The sequence below is a fragment of the Plantactinospora sp. B24E8 genome (assembly GCF_039871735.1).
Classification (GTDB): Bacteria; Actinomycetota; Actinomycetes; order Mycobacteriales; family Micromonosporaceae; genus Plantactinospora.
This window is the reverse complement of the sequence record NZ_JBDPMH010000001.1, coordinates 233,875-252,087: the sequence shown is the minus strand read 5'-3', so window position 1 is coordinate 252,087 and position 18,213 is coordinate 233,875. Positions and strand designations below refer to the sequence as shown.

20 protein-coding genes and 1 pseudogene are annotated in these 18,213 nt (G+C 69.3%); 10 read left to right on the top strand and 11 right to left on the bottom strand.

All coding sequences use genetic code 11. The features are described 5' to 3' along the window. The first annotated feature begins 54 nt into the window (after positions 1–54). From ABGB21_RS01165 to ABGB21_RS01135, 7 genes are all read left to right on the top strand, one after another. On the top strand, positions 55–945 hold the full coding sequence (locus tag ABGB21_RS01165; RefSeq protein WP_347676021.1) for a fructosamine kinase family protein: 891 nt from the start codon (positions 55–57) through the stop codon (positions 943–945). 23 nt (positions 946–968) lie between these two features. Next, positions 969–2,000 carry a GTP 3',8-cyclase MoaA gene (moaA, locus tag ABGB21_RS01160; RefSeq protein WP_347676368.1) on the top strand — a complete coding sequence of 344 codons (1,032 nt, stop codon included), beginning with the start codon at positions 969–971 and terminating at the stop codon, positions 1,998–2,000. Beyond that, positions 1,997–2,269 (top strand): MoaD/ThiS family protein, encoded by a 273-nt coding sequence (locus ABGB21_RS01155; RefSeq protein WP_347655197.1) that lies wholly within the window; start codon positions 1,997–1,999, stop codon positions 2,267–2,269. Before moaA ends, ABGB21_RS01155 begins: the two co-directional genes overlap by 4 nt. Positions 2,270–2,278: 9 nt before the next feature. Then, positions 2,279–3,622 (top strand): metallophosphoesterase, encoded by a 1,344-nt coding sequence (locus ABGB21_RS01150; protein WP_347676019.1) that lies wholly within the window; start codon positions 2,279–2,281, stop codon positions 3,620–3,622. Between the two features lie 750 nt (positions 3,623–4,372). Further along, positions 4,373–4,891, top strand: coding sequence for a SigE family RNA polymerase sigma factor (locus ABGB21_RS01145; protein WP_347676017.1), 519 nt, complete (start codon positions 4,373–4,375; stop codon positions 4,889–4,891). A 4-nt stretch (positions 4,892–4,895) separates the two neighbouring features. Continuing rightward, positions 4,896–5,270 carry a hypothetical protein gene (locus ABGB21_RS01140; RefSeq protein ID WP_347655194.1) on the top strand — a complete coding sequence of 125 codons (375 nt, stop codon included), beginning with the start codon at positions 4,896–4,898 and terminating at the stop codon, positions 5,268–5,270. A 179-nt stretch (positions 5,271–5,449) separates the two neighbouring features. Beyond that, complete coding sequence (locus ABGB21_RS01135) at positions 5,450–6,469, top strand: low temperature requirement protein A (protein ID WP_347676015.1); 1,020 nt, start codon at positions 5,450–5,452, stop codon at positions 6,467–6,469. Here ABGB21_RS01135 and ABGB21_RS01130 read toward each other — a convergent pair. After that, on the bottom strand, positions 6,381–6,743 hold the full coding sequence (locus ABGB21_RS01130) for a low temperature requirement protein A (RefSeq protein ID WP_347676013.1): 363 nt from the start codon (positions 6,741–6,743) through the stop codon (positions 6,381–6,383). The two genes, ABGB21_RS01135 and ABGB21_RS01130, sit on opposite strands and share 89 nt — an antisense overlap. Positions 6,744–6,894: 151 nt before the next feature. Between ABGB21_RS01130 and ABGB21_RS01125 the strand changes: the two genes are divergently transcribed. Then, positions 6,895–8,079 carry a low temperature requirement protein A gene (locus ABGB21_RS01125; RefSeq protein ID WP_347655191.1) on the top strand — a complete coding sequence of 395 codons (1,185 nt, stop codon included), beginning with the start codon at positions 6,895–6,897 and terminating at the stop codon, positions 8,077–8,079. A gap of 13 nt (positions 8,080–8,092) precedes the next feature. Here ABGB21_RS01125 and ABGB21_RS01120 read toward each other — a convergent pair whose 3' ends face one another. The 3 genes from ABGB21_RS01120 to ABGB21_RS01110 are packed head-to-tail and all read right to left on the bottom strand — an operon-like array spanning position 8,093 to position 10,730. Then, entirely contained in the window at positions 8,093–10,186 is a 2,094-nt protein-coding gene (locus ABGB21_RS01120) for a hypothetical protein (protein ID WP_347676011.1), read from the bottom strand. Continuing rightward, on the bottom strand, positions 10,183–10,443 hold the full coding sequence (locus ABGB21_RS01115; protein WP_347655189.1) for a hypothetical protein: 261 nt from the start codon (positions 10,441–10,443) through the stop codon (positions 10,183–10,185). The genes ABGB21_RS01120 and ABGB21_RS01115 overlap by 4 nt, the downstream gene beginning before the upstream one ends. Next, positions 10,440–10,730, bottom strand: coding sequence for a DivIVA domain-containing protein (locus ABGB21_RS01110; protein WP_347676366.1), 291 nt, complete (start codon positions 10,728–10,730; stop codon positions 10,440–10,442). The genes ABGB21_RS01115 and ABGB21_RS01110 overlap by 4 nt, the downstream gene beginning before the upstream one ends. A gap of 437 nt (positions 10,731–11,167) precedes the next feature. Between ABGB21_RS01110 and ABGB21_RS01105 the strand changes: the two genes are divergently transcribed. Then, the gene (locus tag ABGB21_RS01105; protein WP_347655188.1) at positions 11,168–11,395 is read left to right on the top strand and encodes a winged helix-turn-helix domain-containing protein; all 228 of its coding nucleotides are present in this window, start codon (positions 11,168–11,170) and stop codon (positions 11,393–11,395) included. Positions 11,396–11,500: 105 nt separating this feature from the next. Here ABGB21_RS01105 and ABGB21_RS01100 read toward each other — a convergent pair whose 3' ends face one another. From ABGB21_RS01100 to ABGB21_RS01090, 3 genes are all read right to left on the bottom strand, one after another. Next, positions 11,501–12,871 carry an MFS transporter gene (locus tag ABGB21_RS01100; RefSeq protein WP_347676009.1) on the bottom strand — a complete coding sequence of 457 codons (1,371 nt, stop codon included), beginning with the start codon at positions 12,869–12,871 and terminating at the stop codon, positions 11,501–11,503. Then, positions 12,868–13,539: a helix-turn-helix domain-containing protein gene (locus ABGB21_RS01095; protein WP_347676007.1), complete on the bottom strand. Its 672-nt coding sequence runs from the start codon at positions 13,537–13,539 to the stop codon at positions 12,868–12,870. The genes ABGB21_RS01100 and ABGB21_RS01095 overlap by 4 nt, the downstream gene beginning before the upstream one ends. 125 nt (positions 13,540–13,664) lie before the next feature. Continuing rightward, complete coding sequence (locus tag ABGB21_RS01090; protein ID WP_347676005.1) at positions 13,665–14,372, bottom strand: SDR family oxidoreductase; 708 nt, start codon at positions 14,370–14,372, stop codon at positions 13,665–13,667. Positions 14,373–14,470: 98 nt separating this feature from the next. Here ABGB21_RS01090 and ABGB21_RS01085 point away from each other — a divergent pair. Continuing rightward, positions 14,471–14,797, top strand: a pseudogene (locus ABGB21_RS01085) (MerR family transcriptional regulator); the annotation flags it as partial. Between the two features lie 154 nt (positions 14,798–14,951). Here the strand turns inward: ABGB21_RS01085 and ABGB21_RS01080 are convergent. The 4 genes from ABGB21_RS01080 to ABGB21_RS01065 all read right to left on the bottom strand — a co-directional run bounded on the left by ABGB21_RS01080 (position 14,952) and on the right by ABGB21_RS01065 (position 17,740). Beyond that, positions 14,952–15,386, bottom strand: coding sequence for a hypothetical protein (locus ABGB21_RS01080; protein WP_347676003.1), 435 nt, complete (start codon positions 15,384–15,386; stop codon positions 14,952–14,954). A gap of 279 nt (positions 15,387–15,665) precedes the next feature. Next, positions 15,666–16,430 carry a hypothetical protein gene (locus ABGB21_RS01075; RefSeq protein WP_347676001.1) on the bottom strand — a complete coding sequence of 255 codons (765 nt, stop codon included), beginning with the start codon at positions 16,428–16,430 and terminating at the stop codon, positions 15,666–15,668. Positions 16,431–16,544: 114 nt separating this feature from the next. Continuing rightward, on the bottom strand, positions 16,545–16,895 hold the full coding sequence (locus tag ABGB21_RS01070; RefSeq protein ID WP_347675999.1) for a type VII secretion target: 351 nt from the start codon (positions 16,893–16,895) through the stop codon (positions 16,545–16,547). Further along, positions 16,895–17,740, bottom strand: coding sequence for a hypothetical protein (locus tag ABGB21_RS01065; protein ID WP_347675997.1), 846 nt, complete (start codon positions 17,738–17,740; stop codon positions 16,895–16,897). The genes ABGB21_RS01070 and ABGB21_RS01065 overlap by 1 nt, the downstream gene beginning before the upstream one ends. Positions 17,741–18,213 lie beyond the last annotated feature (473 nt).

Sequence of the window (18,213 nt, the reverse complement as noted above, 5' to 3'; positions counted from 1 at the left end):
AATTTCGAAGCGACCGGAAGGAGCCCTTCCCTCAGGGACGGCTACCTTGCCCTGATGGACCTGGCGTATCTGCGGGCGCACCCCGGGCAGCTCCCGCTCTTCCTCACCCACCAGCGGATCCGGGAAACGCCGGTGGCCGGCGGGGACATCTGCACCGCGAGCCGGTTGACCCTGGACGACGGCAACTCGATCTTCGCGAAGAGCTGGCCGGAGGGGGCGGCTCAGGGTGTGCCGGAGAACTTCTTCAGCACCGAGGCGGCCGGGCTGCGGTGGCTGCGGGAGACGGAGGCGGTCCCGGTGCACGAGCTGATCGTGGCCCTGCCCGGCCTGTTGGCGTTGGAATGGGTGGAGCCGGGTGAGCCGACCCCGGCGGCGGCCCGCCGGTTCGGCGCCGGACTCGCCGCCCTGCACCGGGCCGGCGCGCCCACGTTCGGCGCCGGGTGGCCGGGTTTCATCGGCGCGCTGCCACAGGACAACACGCCGACCGGCGGCGCCTGGGCACCCTGGTTCGCGGAGCACCGGCTCGTCCCGTACCTGCGGCGGTCGGTGGACAACAACGCGCTCTCCGCGACGGAGGTCACCCTGGTCGAGCGGCTGGTCTCCCGGATCGACGGGTACGGCGCAGCCGAGCCGCCCGCCCGGATCCACGGTGACCTGTGGCCCGGCAACCTGCTCTGGGGTGCCGACGGGCGGGTCTGGCTGGTCGACCCGGCCGCGCACGGCGGGCACCGGGAGACCGACCTGGCCCAGCTCGCGCTCTTCGGTGGTGCCCCGCACCTGGAGCTGATCCTCGACGCGTACCAGGAGGTGTGGCCGCTCGCCGACGGCTGGCGGGAGCGGATCCCGGTGCACCAGCTGCACCTGCTGCTGGTGCACACCGCGCTCTTCGGGGGGACGTATCGGGATGCGGTAGGTACGACGGCTCGCGCCGCGCTGTCGGTGTGACGCGCTACCGTCGAACGATGACCATTCCGGGTTCCCGGCCGGAGGTCGGGGGACTCGTCGACCGGTACGGCCGGGTGGCCACCGATCTGCGCGTCTCGCTGACCGACCGGTGCAACCTGCGCTGCACCTACTGCATGCCGGCGGAGGGGCTGCCCTGGCTGCCGAAGTCGGAGGTGCTGACCGACGACGAGATCATCCGCCTGGTCGGCGTCGCGGTACGCCTGCTCGGCGTGACCGAGGTCCGGTTCACCGGCGGCGAGCCGCTGATCCGTCCCGGCCTGCAACAGATCGTCGCCGCGGTCGCCGCGCTGGAGCCCCGGCCGGTCATCTCGGTGACCACCAACGGGATCGGGCTCGACCGGCTCGCCGCGCCGCTGCGCGCGGCCGGGCTCGACCGGGTCAACGTCTCGCTGGACACCCTCGATCCGGACCGGTTCACCGCGCTGACCCGGCGGTCCCGGCTGTCGGACGTGGTCGACGGGCTGGCCGGGGCGGTCGCCGCCGGGCTCACCCCGGTCAAAATCAACTCGGTGCTGATGCGGGGTGTCAACGACGGTGACGCGCCGGAACTGCTGCGCTTCGCCCTGGCGCACGGCTACGAGCTGCGGTTCATCGAGCAGATGCCGCTGGACGCCCAGCACGGCTGGGACCGGTCGACGATGGTCACCGCGGAGGAGATCCTGGCCGCGCTGCGGGCCGAGTTCACCCTGTTGCCGGATCCGGCCGAGCGGGGCGGGGCGCCGGCCGAGACCTGGCTGGTCGACGGCTGGACCGCCGCCGACGGCCGCCCGGCGAAGGTCGGGGTGATCGCGAGCGTGACCAGGCCGTTCTGCGGCGACTGCGACCGGACCCGGCTCACCGCCGACGGTCAGGTCCGCAACTGCCTCTTCGCGACCGAGGAGTCGGACCTGCGGGCCGCGTTGCGCGGCGGGGCGGACGACGAGGAACTGGCCCGCCGGTGGCGGGTGGCGATGTGGGGTAAGCGGGCCGGGCACGGCATCGACGATCCGAGCTTCCTGCAGCCGGTACGCCCGATGTCGGCGATCGGGGGTTGACAGTGGACGGCACAGCGACGGGGACGACCGTGGTCGTACGCTATTTCGCGGCCGCCCGGGCCGCGGCCGGGACCGCCGAGGAGACCCTGCCCGGCGGACGTACCCTCGACGATCTTGTCGCCGAGTTGACCGACCGGCACGGTGCGCAGCTCGGCAAGGTGCTGGGGTTGGCCAGTTTCCTGGTCGACGGCGTCGCCTGCCATGATCGCGAGGCGCTGCTGCCGCCGGGCGCGACGATCGACGTGTTGCCGCCGTTCGCCGGCGGCTGAGGAGGCCGGGTGTTCGGGGTCCTGGGCTTTGTCGGGACGTTGGTGCTGGTCACCGGCCTGATCCACCTCTACCTCTGGAAGCGGCTGATCCGGGACACCACCCGACCGGGGCGCTGGCGCCGGCTCGGGACGATCGCCGCGCTGGTCCTGGCCCTGCTCGCTCCGGCCACGCTGATCAGCACCCGACAGGGGCTCTACTGGCTCGCCTGGCCGGGTTACCTGTGGCTCGCGGTGATGTTCTACCTGCTGGTCATCCTGGTCGTGCTGGAAGTGCCGATGCTGGCGACCCGGCTGGTGCTGTTCCGGCGTGCCCGCCGTGCCGCACCGGTCGCGGCGCCGCTGGTGGCCGTACCGGCCGCCGGTGGGGCGACGGAGCAGACCTCGGCCGCACCGGACGACCCGACGCCGGCCGTGACCGCCGAGCCGGCCACCGCCGCCGCGGCCGGGGCACCGCCGCAGCCCGCCGGGGCACCGCCAGCGTCCGGGGACGCGCCGCCGGTCGAGCCGGGACACGATCCGGACCGACGTCGACTGCTGGCCCGGGGTGCCGCGATCTTCGCCGGGCTGACCGCCCCGGCGATCGTCGGCTACGGCGTCTGTACCGCGCTCGGCCCGCCACAGGTCGACCGGGTGCAGATCCCGCTCGCCAAGCTTCCCCGGAGCATGGACGGGCTGCGGATCGCCACCGTCTCCGACATCCACATCGGGCCGCTGGCCGGCCGGGCGCACACCGAGCGGATCGTCGCCACCATCAACCGGCTCGACGCCGACCTGGTGGCGGTGGTCGGTGACCTGGTCGACGGTACGGTCGCCGAACTCGGCGACGCCGCCGCCCCGCTGCGCGGCATCCGATCCCGGTACGGCAGCTTTTTCGTCACCGGCAACCACGAGTACTACTCCGGGGTGGAGGAGTGGGTGGTCGAGGTCGATCGGCTCGGGTTGCGGGTGCTGCAGAACGAGCGGCAGGAGATCCTGGCTCGGGGCGGGGCTCTCGACCTCGCCGGGGTGAACGATCCGGCCGGTGCCGGGCTCGGTTTCGCCCAGGGCCCGGACTTCGGTGCCGCGCTCGGTGGACGGGATCCGAACCGGCCGGTGGTGTTGCTGGCCCACCAGCCGGTCAACGTGTACGAGGCGGCGAAGCACGGCGTCGACCTGCAGCTGTCCGGGCACACCCACGGCGGTCAGATCGTGCCGTTCAGTCTTGTGGTCGGCCTGCAGCAGCCGGTCGTCTCCGGGCACGCCACGATCGACGGCACCCAGCTCTACGTCACCAACGGCGCCGGTTTCTGGGGTCCGCCGGTCCGGGTCGGCGCCCCACCGCAGGTGACCCTGGTCGAACTCCGCACACCCTGAACTCGGGCGACAAACCGTTCCGTTCGCGGCGGGCTCGGCGGATGTGGTGTCGGCCCGGACGCGGCCCGTGCTGATGGATCATGTCGACCATCGATCGATGATGAGGGCCGGGTGTGGTCCTTGTCGGTGTCATGGTGTCTCAGCAACCCCGTGATCATCAACAGAACCACACCCGTCTTACATCGCCCTCCAACCGGGCCGCGACACCGCGTACGGCCAGGTCAGAAGTGCCTCATGCGACTACGGCTGCGGGTCGGCCAGCACCGGAGCAGGCGGCGTCGAACCAGACTGCACCGGAGCAGCCGGCGTCGAGTCGGCCGGCTGCGGGTCGGCCAACACCGGAGCAGGCGGCGTCGAACCAGACTGCACCGGAGCAGCCGGCGTCGAGTCGGCCGGCTGCGGGTCGGCCAACACCGGAGCAGGCGGCGTCGAGTTGGGCGAAGGGGTGGAGTCGGCTAGCGCTGGCCCGGCAAGCAGCCCCAAGCCAGCCAGGCCGACCACGACGGCACCGACAACACCCAGGCGGATACGCATACAGTTACCTTTCGTCCAGACTCTGCTGCGCGACGGGCCGAAGCGCGCCGCATTCCACACTCACACGCCTCCCGCGCCCATCGGATTGCGGTGGAGCGAGCTACGTCTCCCGGTGCAATCACCCGACCCGCACAAGCGTGACTACTGGTATGTCGCGACAGGACGGACGCGGGATTGGCGGTACGGATGATCGTGGACGGGAGGCATCGACCACCGGTGCGGGCGGTACGGCCGGACAGTCACCCGGACGACGAACGCGGCGAATTCGAGAGCTTCTACCAGGCGTCGTACAGTCGCCTCGCCAGTCAACTGCACGCCTACCTCGGCGATCGCGCGGAGGCGGAGGACGTGGTGCAGGAGGCGTTCGTCCGGGCCTGGCAGCGATGGTCGGGGATCGGCAGGTACAACGATCCAGCAGCCTGGGTACGTCGGGTCGCGTGGAACCTGGCGACCAGCCGCCTGCGCCGGCTGACCGTCGCTGCCCGGATGCTTCGCCGCCACGCCGACCCGCAGGTCGTACCGGAACTTGGCCCTGATCATGTGGCCCTCGTCGCCGCGTTACGTACGTTGTCGGACCGGCACCGCCGAGCGGTCGTGCTGCACTACCTCGCCGATCTGAGTGTGGCCGAGGTCGCCGACGACCTCGGAGTTTCGAGAGGCACAGTGCTGTCATGGCTGCACCGCGGCCGTATTCGACTCGCTGCCCACCTCATGTCAGACGACCACAGGCGGTGACGTCATGACCAGCCTTACCCCCGATCTCGATCCCGAAGCCGATCGCCGGGTGGCGCGGCTGCTGACGGCTTACCGGGAGACGGCGAACCTGTCGTTCGTGGCACCGCCGGTCGAGACCCTTGTGGCCCGGGCCGGCGGCTCCACCGTTCGCCGTGTCGTCCTGGCGGGAGTCGCGGCGACGGTCATGGCGGTCGTCGCCGGCGGTCTGATGCTCGCGCTCAGCATGCGGCAGCAACCACCACCGCCGTTGACACCGGCACCGTCGCCATCCCCGACGATCTCGGAGCCGACCAACGCGCCGTCACTTGTCCCGCCCGCTCCCGTACTCCAAACGCATGTCCCGGCCAACCCCGTGCCCCTCTCGCGTACGCCTCGGTAGCCGCCTGTCATCGCCGACCTTCTGGCACCCAGCCGTACGTCACCAACGGCGCCGGTTTCTGGGGTCCGCCGGTCCGGGTCGGCGCCCCACCGCAGGTGACCCTGGTCGAACTCCGCACCCCCTGACCAACAGCGGCGTTACCACGAGCATTGAGGATAATTCTGGCATATTGAGTCCCGATGGCTGATGACGTCGGCGTGGTACGGGAGGCAACGGGAGAACATCGCCCGGCCTTTCTCGAACTCTTCTTCGACCTGGTGTTCGTCCTTGCGCTCATCGTGCTCGCGGCGAACCTGTCCGCGACACCGACCGGGTCGGCCGCCGTACAGACGCTGATCCTGTTCCTGGCGTTCTCGCTGGTGTGGGCCCTCACCTCGTGGGCGGCGGACACCTTCAACCTGAACCATCCGCGTGGCCAGGTGCAGGTTTTCTGGGTGATGACCGGCAGTCTGGTGATGTCGACGGCGGTGCCGCAGTCGTTCGACCGGCGAGGGCTGCTCTTCGTGGTCGCGTATCTCGCCATCCACTTCGGGTCGAGCACGTACCTCGCCGTCGCCGGTCGCCAGCACGTGCTACGGATCCGCAACCGTCGGATCCTCTTCTGGGTCAGCATCTCCGGGACAGCCTGGCTCGCCGGCGCGTTCGTTCCCGGTACGCCGCGCACCGCGCTGTGGGCGCTGGCGATCTCGATCGAGTACGGGGCGGCCGTGCTCGGCTGGCCCACCCCGAGACTCGGCCGCTCCTCCGACTGGGAGTGGAAACTCGTCGGTGAGCGTGTCGCCGAACGTTACCGGGAACTCATGGTGATCGCGCTCGGTATGTCGATCTTCATAGCCGCGCTGACGGTCGGCCCCGAAAACCACACGGCCCACCGGCTCGCCGCCTTCGGCGTGGCGTTCGCGACGTCGGTGCTGATGTGGCGGATCTACATTTTCCGGGCCGGTGAGGCGCTACCCGACGCGATCGTCGCCTCCCCCGATCCGTCCAGGTTCTGCCAGTTCGCGGTGGTGGGACATCTCGTCATGATCGCCGGCCTCATCCTCACGGCGGCCGGGACCGCACTTGTCATCAACGACCCGTTGGACCGTCCGCACCCGAACTGGGGCGCGGTCATGCTCGGCGGGCCGGCACTCTTCCTGGCCGGCGCGTCTCGAACGCGGTCGCCATCACGAGTGCCATCAGCAGGACGCCGAACATGATCAGGATGGTGACCAGCCGGATCTTTGACAGGCGTGGGTTGAACAGGTCGGTCAGCCAGACGGTCAGTACCCAGACCCACCACGCGGTGAGCAGCAGCAGGACCATCTCGAACGCGCCGCGCCAGGACAGATTCCCGGCCAGTTCCTGTGACAGCTGGGCGAAGACGACGATGAAGGCGAGATCAAAAAAGAGTTCGAGGAACGACGGAGGTTCGGCCTCGCCGGGTGGACGGCGGATCGCTGGCACCGACTGGCCGACACGCCGCCGCTTCATGTCCTTTTTATACCTCTTCTAGCCCCCCTTCCGGCTTCGTTTGCCACCGCACTCGACAATGCCCGTTATAGCAGCAGATTACCTATTTGCCGATACCCTGGACGAGGTAACCGACGCAGGGAAGGCGGCGGGAAGCAGGCGGGGCGAGCGGATGACCAGAGGCAGGCGAGCCGAACTCGTCCGGCAACTACAGCGCCCGAAACCCATCACGTACGTCGAACTCTTCTTCGACCTCGCCTTCGTGTTCGCCCTGTTCCGGCTCTCGGAGGCGCTGTCCGAACGGCTCCACTGGATCGGCGGCCTCGAGATCCTGCTCATCCTCATGGCCACCTGGTGGATCTGGGCGTACACGAACCTGTTGACCGACAGCCTCGACTCCCGGAGCCTCCGACTCCAGTTGCTGGTCATCGGCTCCATGTTCGGCGCTCTTGCCCTCTCCGCCGCCATCCCGGAGTCGTGGGACGCGCGCGGCCTGCTCTTCGCGATCAGCTACGTCGCGGTCAACCTGGGCCGCAGCGGCATCCTCGCCTACGCACTGCGGCACGACGAGCTTGGTCTCCGGCCGCTCCGGGCCGCGTTCTGGTTCACCGTTTCGGCGGTGCCCTGGTTCGCCGGCGCGCTGGTCGAGGACAACGCCCGGATCGCGCTCTGGAGCCTCGCCATCACGATCGACTACCTGGCCGCACTGCTCGGCTGGCCGACGCCCGGCCTTGGTCGTACCCCGACCCGGGAGCTCAACCTCGCCAGCGAACACTTCGCCGAACGCTACCGGCAGTTCATCATCATCGCGCTCGGCCAGACCATCGCCGTCACCGGACTCACCTTCCACGACAACGACTTCAGCCCGCACCGGGGCGTCGCGTTCGCGCTGTGTTTCATCATCAGCGTGATGCTCTACTGGATCTACTTCCACCGGATCCGGGAGAAACTCGGGCCGAGCTTCTCCGGAGCACCGGACCCGGACGTCCGGACCCGGGAGGCCGGCTTCGCCCACCTGGTCATGGTGGCCGGGATCGTCGCCCTCACCACGGCCGACCAGGAGGTGATCACCAATCCGGCGGAGCCGGCCCGGGCCGCCATGGTCGCGGTCCTGGTCGCCGGCCCCGCCCTCTTCCTCGCCGGGCACGCGCTGCTCGCCCGTCACCTGTTCCTCACGGTCGCCGCCCCCCGGCTGATCGCCGCCGTTGTCCTCGTCGCCGTGGCTCCGGCACTGGTGGGGCTGCCGACCGTGACCATCATCGGCCTGATCGCCGTGGTCCTGGCCGCGATCGTCGGCTGGGATCTGCGGAGCGCCGGCATCAAACCCGGCGACCAGGACCTGCCCCGTCGACTGTGACCAGCCGTACCGCTCAACACCGCCAATCGGCGACCCGCAGGCCGAGCGCGCTGAGGGCGGCGGGCACGGTGGGTGCGCTGGCCAGCAGCTGGGTGACGCCGTACTCGTGCAGGTGGACGGTGCAGCCGGCACCGTCGAGGCGTACGGTGACCGGCCGGCCGGAGAAGTGGTGGCCGAGTCGCGCGACCAGCGGGCCCGGGTCGGCGGCCGGCGCCGGCACCGGCGTCTGCGGCACCGGGATCGGTCGACGCGGGTCGGCGGGCACCGCCGCCGCGAGCGCCACTTCGAGGTACGTCACGCAGCTCGCCACCGCCGCCGCCAGGCTCGGCTGCGTCGGCAGGTCGGTGAACGGGGCGACCGGGTCGACGGAGAGCACCTCGACCGCCCAGCTCTCGCCGTGGATCCGCAGCGGGTCACCATCGTTGAGCCGGTGGTCCTGGACGGTGATCGCGACCGCCAGCCGCAGACCGAGCGCGACCCGGATCAGCTCGGCCAGGGGCGGTGCCTCCACCGGCCGGGCCGCCAGCAGCAACCGGCCGCCGGGCCGGCCCCGGGTGGCGCGGGCGAGCTGCATGGCAACCGGATCGTCGGTGGGGTTGTCGAGGGTGACGACCCCGTCCCGCAGGTCCTGACAGAGCGGCTGTCCGAGGTCGAGCTCGGTGAGGTCGGCCGGCGCCCGGCCGATCCGTTCGGCGAGCCCGGCGATCCGGTACGCCTCGGGAAGCTGGACGACCGGCTTGCCGCCGGGCTGGGTGGCGACGAGTTCCGCCGTTACCGGTCGCGGCGTCCAGTTCTCGTGCACGACGCGGCCGGCGAGATCGGTCACGCTGACCACCGCACCGTGCTGGATCCGGTGGCTGTCGCCGCAACTGTGGCAGGGCAGCCGCTGGGCGCGGACGCCGGCGCCGCCGCAGTCCGCGCAGTCCGGGTCTGCCGGTCGACCGCCGAGCCGGCACCAGCAGGTACGGAGCAGACTGCCCGGATCACAGTCGGGACAGTCGTGGTACGGGATCGGCTCGCCCCACCACTCGGGGACGGGCGGCTCCCATCCCCGGACCAGTACGGCGGTGACCCGCCGGGTCACCTGGCCGGTCGGCTCCTCGGTGAGTTCCTCGGCGAGCCGGTCGCGGCGCAGCGAGGTGTGCCACCACCGGCGGTTGCGCCAGATCGCCTGGGCGCCAGACTGGTCATCGGCGTCCCGGAGCATCCGACGTTCGAGCTGGTCGAGATCGAGGTCGAGGTCGAGGTCGATCGACTCGGCCCGCTCAACCTGCTCGATACCGGGCCGGAGGAAGTACCCCGGCGCGGCGAGGTTGCGCGGCTCGAATCCGTCGAAGGCGTTGGCGACCGTGGTGGCGACAACGGCGGCGGGCAGGTCGTCGCCCCGTACCCGGGGTGTGGTCGACACGGGCGCGCCCGGCAGCTCGTAGCGCAGGTCCCAGTCCGTTCCACCCCACTCCGTACGCCGCAGTTCGACCACGAGGTCAACATGGAGCTGGTCGGCGAGCCGGCACAGCGCGGTGAGCCGGGCGGTGGGGTCGACCGGCGGCGGCGCGACGGTGCGGCCCTGGAAGACCCGCCACGGATTGTGGCCATGGTCGGCGAGGGCCGCCGCGACCAGGGCGTCCCGCTGGGCGGCGGGGAGCGCGGGATGCCACTGTCGGGGCAGCAGCAGATCCTGCTCGCCGACCGGCCGGCCGCCGCCGGTCAGCTCGACCAGCCCGGTGGCTGCCACGGCGGCGGCCAACTCGTCCAGCACCGGGTTGAACGTGAGCCGCCAGCGGCCGTACGCCGGGGTGGGTTCAAGGGATCCTGGGGTGATGCTGGCCGAGGCGACCGCCCCGGTGTCGGCGTTGACCACGGTGAGGACAATCTGGGCCCGCCGCTCGCCGCGCTGCCCGCACTCGTGGCACCCCCGGGTGACCGTGCCGGTGCCCTGGCAGAGCAGACAGTCCCGGTATGCCGCACCCCGCCGCCCCGGCGCAGACTCCTCGTCGACGGAGGAGTCGACCAGGAACCGGTCGCCGTGCCAGGTGCACCGGCAGCGGACGAGACCGAAGGTCAGGCCCTGGCAGCCGGCGCAGGTGACGACCGGCGGGCCGCTCATCGTGGCACCCTCGGCGCACACCCGGTGGCGTGCTCGGCCCGCAACGCGCAGCGCCGGCCGTCGGCCAGCAACCGATCACAGAAAACCCGATGGTGTACGCCCTGGTTGTCCTCCTCGGAAACGGTCGTCTCCCGGGCGTCGACCGCGAGGAAGGAGAGCGCCCGCGCGGCGGTACGCGCCAGAACCCGGGCGCGGGCCAGGTCGGCGGCGACAACCGGCAGGTGGATGACGTACCGGTTGTTCTCTTCCCCGCTCATCGCCGGGCCAGGTCCCGCATGCTCGGTGCCTGGCTGGACTGCCAGCGGCGCAACGCGTCCTTGATCCGCTGGTTCTCCTCGCGGCTGCGGGCCAGCTCGGCGTAGACCCCGGTCAGATCGTGCGCCACCCGGTCGAGGAAGGCGCCGACCTCGTCCGGGTCCAGGCCACGCCAGGTCACCGCGAACCGCCGGCCCCGCACCTGCCAGGGCCGCAACGGGGCGTACGTCGCCGACCGGTACTGGCCGACGGTCGAGAGCAGCCGCTGCGCGCTGTTCCGTCTGAGCATCTTTCGAAGGAGTTTGCGCATGTCAGGACTCCTTTCACGTCTTGATTGGAAGGGGTGGTCCGGCCGTTTCGGGTCCGGCCGGACCACCCCACCCCGACACCGCAGCCTCGATCGGCGGGTACGGCACCGGGGTTGCCACGCGGGGGACTCAGCTCCGGGCGAGACGCAGCGCTGGTGAACGGAGGGGCGCCCACCAGCACGTCAGCCCGGTCGTTCGGCGGGTGTCGTGACCTGCGAAAGGTGCCAACCGACCGCAACCACCCCGACAACCACCATCGATGACAGTACTGATGCTCGCTCAAATCAGTCAAGGACATCAGCACATCTTTTCCATCACCTCCTCACCTCATCACCTTGCTCAGTTATGACACGTGCGTTGCCTATGTCAGATTCATGATCGATACTGGATGGGCCAACCGAGCCGCAAGGGGCGAACTGTGCCTATCCCGCCGACCATGGAAGAGCTGCTCAACGATCTCGTCGCGAGGATCGAACGGGGAGAGTTCCCACCCGGAACTCAGCTGCCCTCTGGCCAAGCTCTCGCTGACCACTACAACGTTTCGCCCGCGACCATCCAACGCGCCACCGCGAAGCTACGCCAACGCGGTCTGTTGGTAGGCCGACCAGGACGCGGCGTCTTCGTAGCCGAAACTGAAGCCAGATAGCGACTCAAGGTACCCAGCCAACCCGCGATCTTGGACGTTTAGCGTCGCTGCAGCAACGCCAGGCGTCCAAGATCTCGGGAATGTGAGGGGCGATCGACGCTCACCTCACGGCGTACCCGGCGCGGGTTCCGCGAAGTCGGCGTCCCGCAGGGCCGGCAGGGCCAGGGCGGCGAGTGCGGTGAGCAGCCCGACGGCGCCGCAGCCGAGGAAGGTGGCTGTCAGGTTCGTCGCCTCGACCAGCAGCCCGAACGCGCTGTAGCCGATCGGTACGAGGCCGAGCGCGGAGAAGGTGACCAGCGACATGACCCGGCCGAGATAGTTGGTCTGGGTGCGGGCCTGCACCAGTCCGAGCAGCAACGCACTGGCCGGCCCCGCGCTGAAGCCCAGCGCGGCGCCGGCTCCGATCGCGGTCGGCAGGTTCGGGCTGAGGGTGATCGCCGCCAGGCAGCCGCTGCCGAGCGCGACCCAGAGCAGCCCGATGACGGCGGGGCGACGTCGGGGCCGCCACCGCAGCATCGACAGGGCGCCGAGGGTGGCGCCGGCGCCAAACCCGGCGATGATCCCGCTGAACCCGCTGGCGTCCCAGCCGCGTGTCTGGGCGAGCAGCGCGACACCGACGTTCAGCGGCGCGGTGAGCATCAGGTTGAGCAGGCTGACCACCAGCAGGATCGGTCCGAGCACGGAGTCGCGGGCCACGTACCGCAGACCCGCCCACAGCGAGCGCCAAGTGCCCTCCGGCCGAGCCGCGCCGGGGTCGTCCTTTGTCGGCACGCTCGATGCCATGGTCAGCCGGAGCGTCCGGAGTACGAGGAAGGCGAGGCCGAACAGTCCCACGTTGATCGCGGTGGTCAGGCTGAAGCCGCCGAAGGCGACGAGAAAACCACCGAGTGGCGCGCCGACGATCGTGGCGGCCCGTTCGAGGGTCTGCACCAGCCCCTGGCCGGCGGGCAACTGGTCCCGCGCGAGCAGTTGCGGTGGCAGCGCCGCGACCGCCGGCAGGTGTACGGCGTCGATCGCACCGAAGACCAACGCCACGATCGCGAGGACAACAAGGTCGGGGCCGACGGCCAGCGCGGTGCCGGCGGCGGCTGCCATGACCAGCAGCCGGAGCACCTGGCTGGCCTGGGCCACCCGCAGTGCTCCCCAACGGTCGGCCATGGTGCCGCCGACGAGCAGCAGGGTCGCCCTCGGCACCGCGCCGATCGTCATCACCAACGATGTCTGGGTCGGATCGCCCAGTCGGACGGCGGCCCAGGCGAGGGCCATGAACCACAGTTGGTCGCCGAGCAGGGAGAGCCCGAACCCGCCGAGGTAGCGCAGGAACATCCGGCGGGACGGCGGACCCGCCGCTGGTCCGGCGGCGTCGGGTGGGACGGCGGAGTCGGGTGGGGCAGCGTCGGATGCGGTGACGTCCGCCGCCCGGGCGCTCTCCGCCGTGGCGGCGGTCAGATCCGGCTCCGGTCGGACGCTGGTCATGGCCGCGGCTCCTCGGACGGGTCGACCGGGAACCCGTGTACGAAGAGGAAGATCTCCTCGCGGCCGGAGTCCGACCCGGTCTCTGCGCTCTGTGCACTCGCTGTGCCCTGCGCCGACTGTGCCGCCCGATGGTCGCGGGAGCGCTCCGCCCACCGGTCGATGAGTTCGCCCACCTCGGCGCCGAACTGTCGCAGCTCGTCCGGGGTCAGGTACAGCATCATGTCGCTGGAGACCGCGGCGCCGAGCCATTCGGCGCCCCACCGGTCGACCGCCGTCTCCTGCCACCGTCGTAGCCGGTCGAGGCGACGGCCGACGGCAAGCTGCTGTGCCGCGTCCACCGCCGCACGCGCGGCCGGGGTGTCCAGGAAGTCGGCCGGGGAGAACCGGATGCCGCCCGGCACCGCACGCCACCAGCGTTCCCGGGCGTCGCCACCGAGGTCGGGTGCCTCCTCGACGTAACCGGCGGCGGCCAACTGCCGCAGGTGGTAGCTCAACGACCCGGGCGCCGCGGAGACGTACTCCGCGAGGCGGGCGGCGGTGGCCGGCCCCCGGGTGGCCAGCACCTCGTAGAGCCGGAACCGGATCGGGTTGGTGATGGCCCGCAGCACGTTCAGGTCGGTGATCGCCGGCGTGCTCTCAGCCGGCTCGGAGGTCCGCTCGTCCGCCATGCCCGCAGGCTACCAGTCCACAAATAAATTTGCGCAAAAGTTTTTGTGCTTTTTCGGCGCGCCGCCCGGATCGTGGTGCCGGATCGTCGTGGGCACGACGACCTGACACCACGAATCCCGGCACCTCAGTTCGACAGCGACGGGCCGTAGAACTCGAACGGGTCGCGGGCCAGGGACGCCTTGACGTGGGCACTCCAGTCGTCGATCAGCACCTCCAGCTTGCCGGCCTCGACACCGTCGAGTACCGCACGGACCACGTCGGCCGGGTCCGTCTTGGGACCGTCGAAGTCGGCCACCATGTCGGTGTCGGCCAACCCCAGGTGCACGCCGGTCACCAGCGTCTTCTGCTTGGCCAGTTCCAGGCGCACGCCGTTGGTGAGGCTCCACTCGGCGGCCTTGGCCGCGCCGTACGCGTTGTCGCCGTCGTGGGAGAACCAGGAGAGCGCGGAGAGCATGTTGACGATCGCGCCGCCGCCGTTGGCCGCCAGCACCGGGGCGAACGCCCGGATCATGCCGAGGGTGCCGTAGAAGTGGGTCTCCATCTCCAGCCGGATCGTGTCCAGGTCACCGGTGACAAGATTGGTGTGGGTTGAGATGCCGGCGTTGTTCACCAGCAGGTCGACGTCGGTCGCGACCGACGCCGCCGCGGCGATCGACGCCGGGTCGGTGATGTCGAGCCGCAGCGCCTGCACGCCGGGAACGTCGATCGCCTCGGGGTTGCGCGCGGTCGCGTAGACCTTGCTCGCACCCCGTTCGAGCAGCAGTCGGGCGAACTGCCGGCCGATGCCACGGTTGGCGCCGGTGACGAGCGCGACAGAACCGGAAACCTTCATGTTTGCCTCCCTGGTTGGACCTGCCGCTACGCTAAAACCTGACGTTGACGTCAGAGGCAAGTTCCGTGAGCGGGGTCACCCGGGGGGAGGGCAGGAACATGCGGATCGGAGAGCTGGCCGAGAAGACCGGGGTGAGCGTCCGGGCCCTGCGCTACTACGAGGAGCAGCAGCTGCTTCCCGCCCTGCGCAGCGAGAGCGGCCAGCGCCACTATCCCGACAGCGCGGTCGAACGCGTCAACCTGATCCAGCAACTGTATGCCGCCGGCCTGGCCAGCAAAGCCATCCTGGAGCTGCTGCCCTGTGTCGACGCCGGGGTCAGCACCCCCGAGTCGATGGCCCGGCTGGTCGCCGAACGCGACCGCATCAACCTGCAGATCGACGGCCTGATCGCCGCCCGCGACCGCCTCGACGCCGTCATCGCCGCCGCCAGCGATTCCGCCAGTTCGTGTTCGTCAGCGCGCGTCGACGCCCAGCGGCGGACCGCCCGGTGTTCGTCAGCGCGCGTCGACGCCCAGCGGCGGACCGCCCGGAGCTGACCCGGTCGGCCCCTTTCACCAGCAGAAGAAAACCTGCACCCGATCACCGTAGGTCGTCGAGCACGTCCCGGGTCGCCGCGATGATGTTGGACTGCTGCGCCCGCAACACCTCCCGCCGGCGCTCCGTGTCGTACGTCGAAACACCCGTGAGCCACAGCGTCGTGGTGACCAACGCGTTTTCGGAACGCGTCTTGACCTCGATCGCCATGCTCACGGGGTCAAGGGTCAGGTATGCCCCGTCACCCAACCCCGGCAGGTCCGCCGGAGGCTGGTAGTACTCAGGGTCCTCGGATGCCCGCTTCTCCGCCTCGTCCCGGGCCTTTCGCAGAGCATTCAGCGCCAATTCTTCAACATCCAGGTCTCCAGCTCGACGGAAAATACGAACCGTAGCCATGAGATGGGGCCCGTCATCACCGTCGTTCTTCCACGAACAGGAGGCCAAGAGGTTCGTGCGACTTTCTGCATAGGTGTCGTTCACCTGACCCTCCCCACCAACCCCAGGAAGTCCAGGCAGGTCATCCTCAATCACCGGACACTTGGCGTTCAAGCCCTGCCATCGACCTGATGGCACCCACGAAGATGTTGGGTCAGGCCCAAGGCTCGAATTTCCAGGCAGGTCTGACGGAATGGGCTCTGGAGCTTCTGCAGAACAACCCAGGACCAGCAGTGCGGAGACTACACCAATCAGCGCAGACACGCCGACTTGTTGCGATTCCATCGACCAACACCCTCTCGATCAAGCGGCGCCAACTGCGACCTATACTGCGGCAACACGGGGCCAGTTCCCTCCGCTCAGGCCGCTGTTGTCTGCGGTGCTACTGTGCAGATCGACCACCTGCGCAGACACCTCGGAAAGACGTCTTGTGAGATTGACGCCGTACTGAAGAGACTCTGCAACCGTCTGTCCGATGACCTCTGAAAGTGAATGCAGGGCGAACAGGGCCTGGGGGGCGTTTCCTGCGGCGGCCTGTGAGGAATTTGCAATCGCAGCAGCGAAAGGGCCCGATATCGTCGCCACCCGATCCCCGAGTTCGGCGAGGTAGGCGATGTTCTCTTTGCCGACCGAAGCCAGCCACTTGCCCGTGTCTTTCACTTTAGCGTGGGTGTTCTTTACCGCACTTACCTGGTCCTGCAACTTCTTGTCGTAGGCGATTCGGGCGGGCCCACCCCAGTAGGCAAGGTTGATCCCGCCGTCCATCTCCTCAGGAATGTCAGAAAGTTCGCTGTTGAGCCACGTGACGTAGACGATCGCTCGCTCGAACAGCAGCCCTACAGCTCCGGACTTCTCGACAGCTTCCTGCAACATCGACAGGATCTTGTCGACGCCGACCCTGACCTGCTCCAGCGTCTGCCGTATCTCTTCCAGGGTCCTGGCGACCTCGTCGGTCCACCACTCCACTACCCGGGCCAAGATGCTTCGCTGAACCTCGTTATTCGCTCTGATCAGGAACGCGTTGACCTCGCCAAGTAGACGACCCCACGCGGAGCGAATCTCCTCGAGGAGTTGCACGAGGAGTTCCACTCCCATACGCAACATCTCGAGGGAGCGTGGCATATATTCCGCGGCCGCGCTACCCCCTTGGCCGGTCGAGGGAGTGAGCCGGCGGAGCACACCTTCTTCGCTCATTATCGACGCCTACTTTCCCGTCCAGATCTCTTTGAGGTTGACCGCTGACTCGGCGTCGGTCCGCTCGTACGAGTCGGCCGCCCTCCGTAGGGCGTCACCGAACAGCTCGAACTGTTCCGTAGCCTGCTGGAAGAGCATCGTCAGTTTGCCGTGCATCCGGTCGTAGGCGTCCTTCAGGTCGGCGGCGGTGATCTCGCCGGTAGCCGGGTCAGCAATCAGAAACGAGGACTGCGGGAGCGGCAAGGCGGCGGTTGTCTCGCGGACCTTTCCCATCCGTTCGGAGAGCTTGTAGAACTTGTTCGCCTCTTCACGGATCGCATCCGCCGCGATCCGGATCTCCCCGGTCGTGTAGTCGCCCATCAGATCCCCCGAAGATGCGTCAAGCGGGAATAGTCGTACGCCTCCTGCAGCGCGGGGCGGGCATCATCAGCGAGTTGGTTTCCGCCGTACGGACCCAGCCGGTCCTGGTCCACCTCCGCGCCCTGTACGGCCGTCCCGACCACGACGACCCGGAACAGTCCGCGCGGCCCCGACACGATCCGCCGCTGCGGGTCGTCAAGCCTCTGCCGGAGACGCCGGGCGGCTTCCAGGACGGCGAAACCCCGCGCGATCTTCGCCTCGATCGTGCGCTCGAAGTCCGGCGAGTCGAGGTGCGGCACGTCGATCGGCGGGCCCGCGACCTGTGCGGCGAAGTCCGGTCCGGGCGCCGGCTGCGCCTGGTGCCCGTGACGGTTGAGCGCCATCACCGCCACGACCACTTTGGTCCTGGCGTGCTCGAGTGCCTCGAGAACGCCGGCGGCGACTCGTTCCGGCCCCAAGGCTGACCACCAGCCCGGGTCGATCTGCAGATCGAGCAGCGCCCCGGCCAGGTCGACCGTGCAGTGGATTGTCCCGCTGGCGTCGACGCCGTCGATCCGGCTCAGATTCGGGACAGGCGTACCCGGCTGGGTGGCGGCGACAGTTTCCTCCAGGTTCTGGACGAATATCTCCGAATCCTGGGTACGGGCGTCAGGGTCATTCTGGTGGCCGTGCAGCCGCACTGGTCTCTGCTCCTCATGAAGGCTGTCTCTCGGCTCAGCGAGGTAGACGAGACTGGTCGCGGCTTCGCGGCCCCGCCCCGCTACTGTCCGAACAGGTTCCGAAGCATAGTGGAGTAGTTCAATATTGACTGCCCCGTCCCAGCCGATATGACCACTACCCGACACCTATCCATCCGGAACCGGCGGGCCACCGCTCCAAGATCTCAAGCTTTGCGTCGAAACCGTCGTTGGCACGACGGTTTTCGTCCAAGATCTGCGATCTTGAATCGGGTGGAGAGTAGTTGGGGCAGGGCAAACTGACGTACGAGGGCGCGTTCGACCCGAAGACCGACACCGGCGTACGGAAACCTGACCGCACTCACCGTCCAGGTCTCGTACGACGACGGCGCCACCTGGCGTCCGGTACGGCTGAGCGGAAGCGGTCTGCACCGTACCGCACACCTCCGGCATTCCGCCGGATCCGGATTCGTCTCGCTGAGGGCCAGCGCGACCGACTCGGCCGGCAACGCGGTGGGGCAGACGATCATCCACGTCTACGCGATCCACTAAATTGACGGACCGCCCGGGTGGCCGACACTCGGCCATCGGGGCGGAGCGCGATGGCCGATCCCGTGTCCGTACCCGTCCGCCGGGCCGTC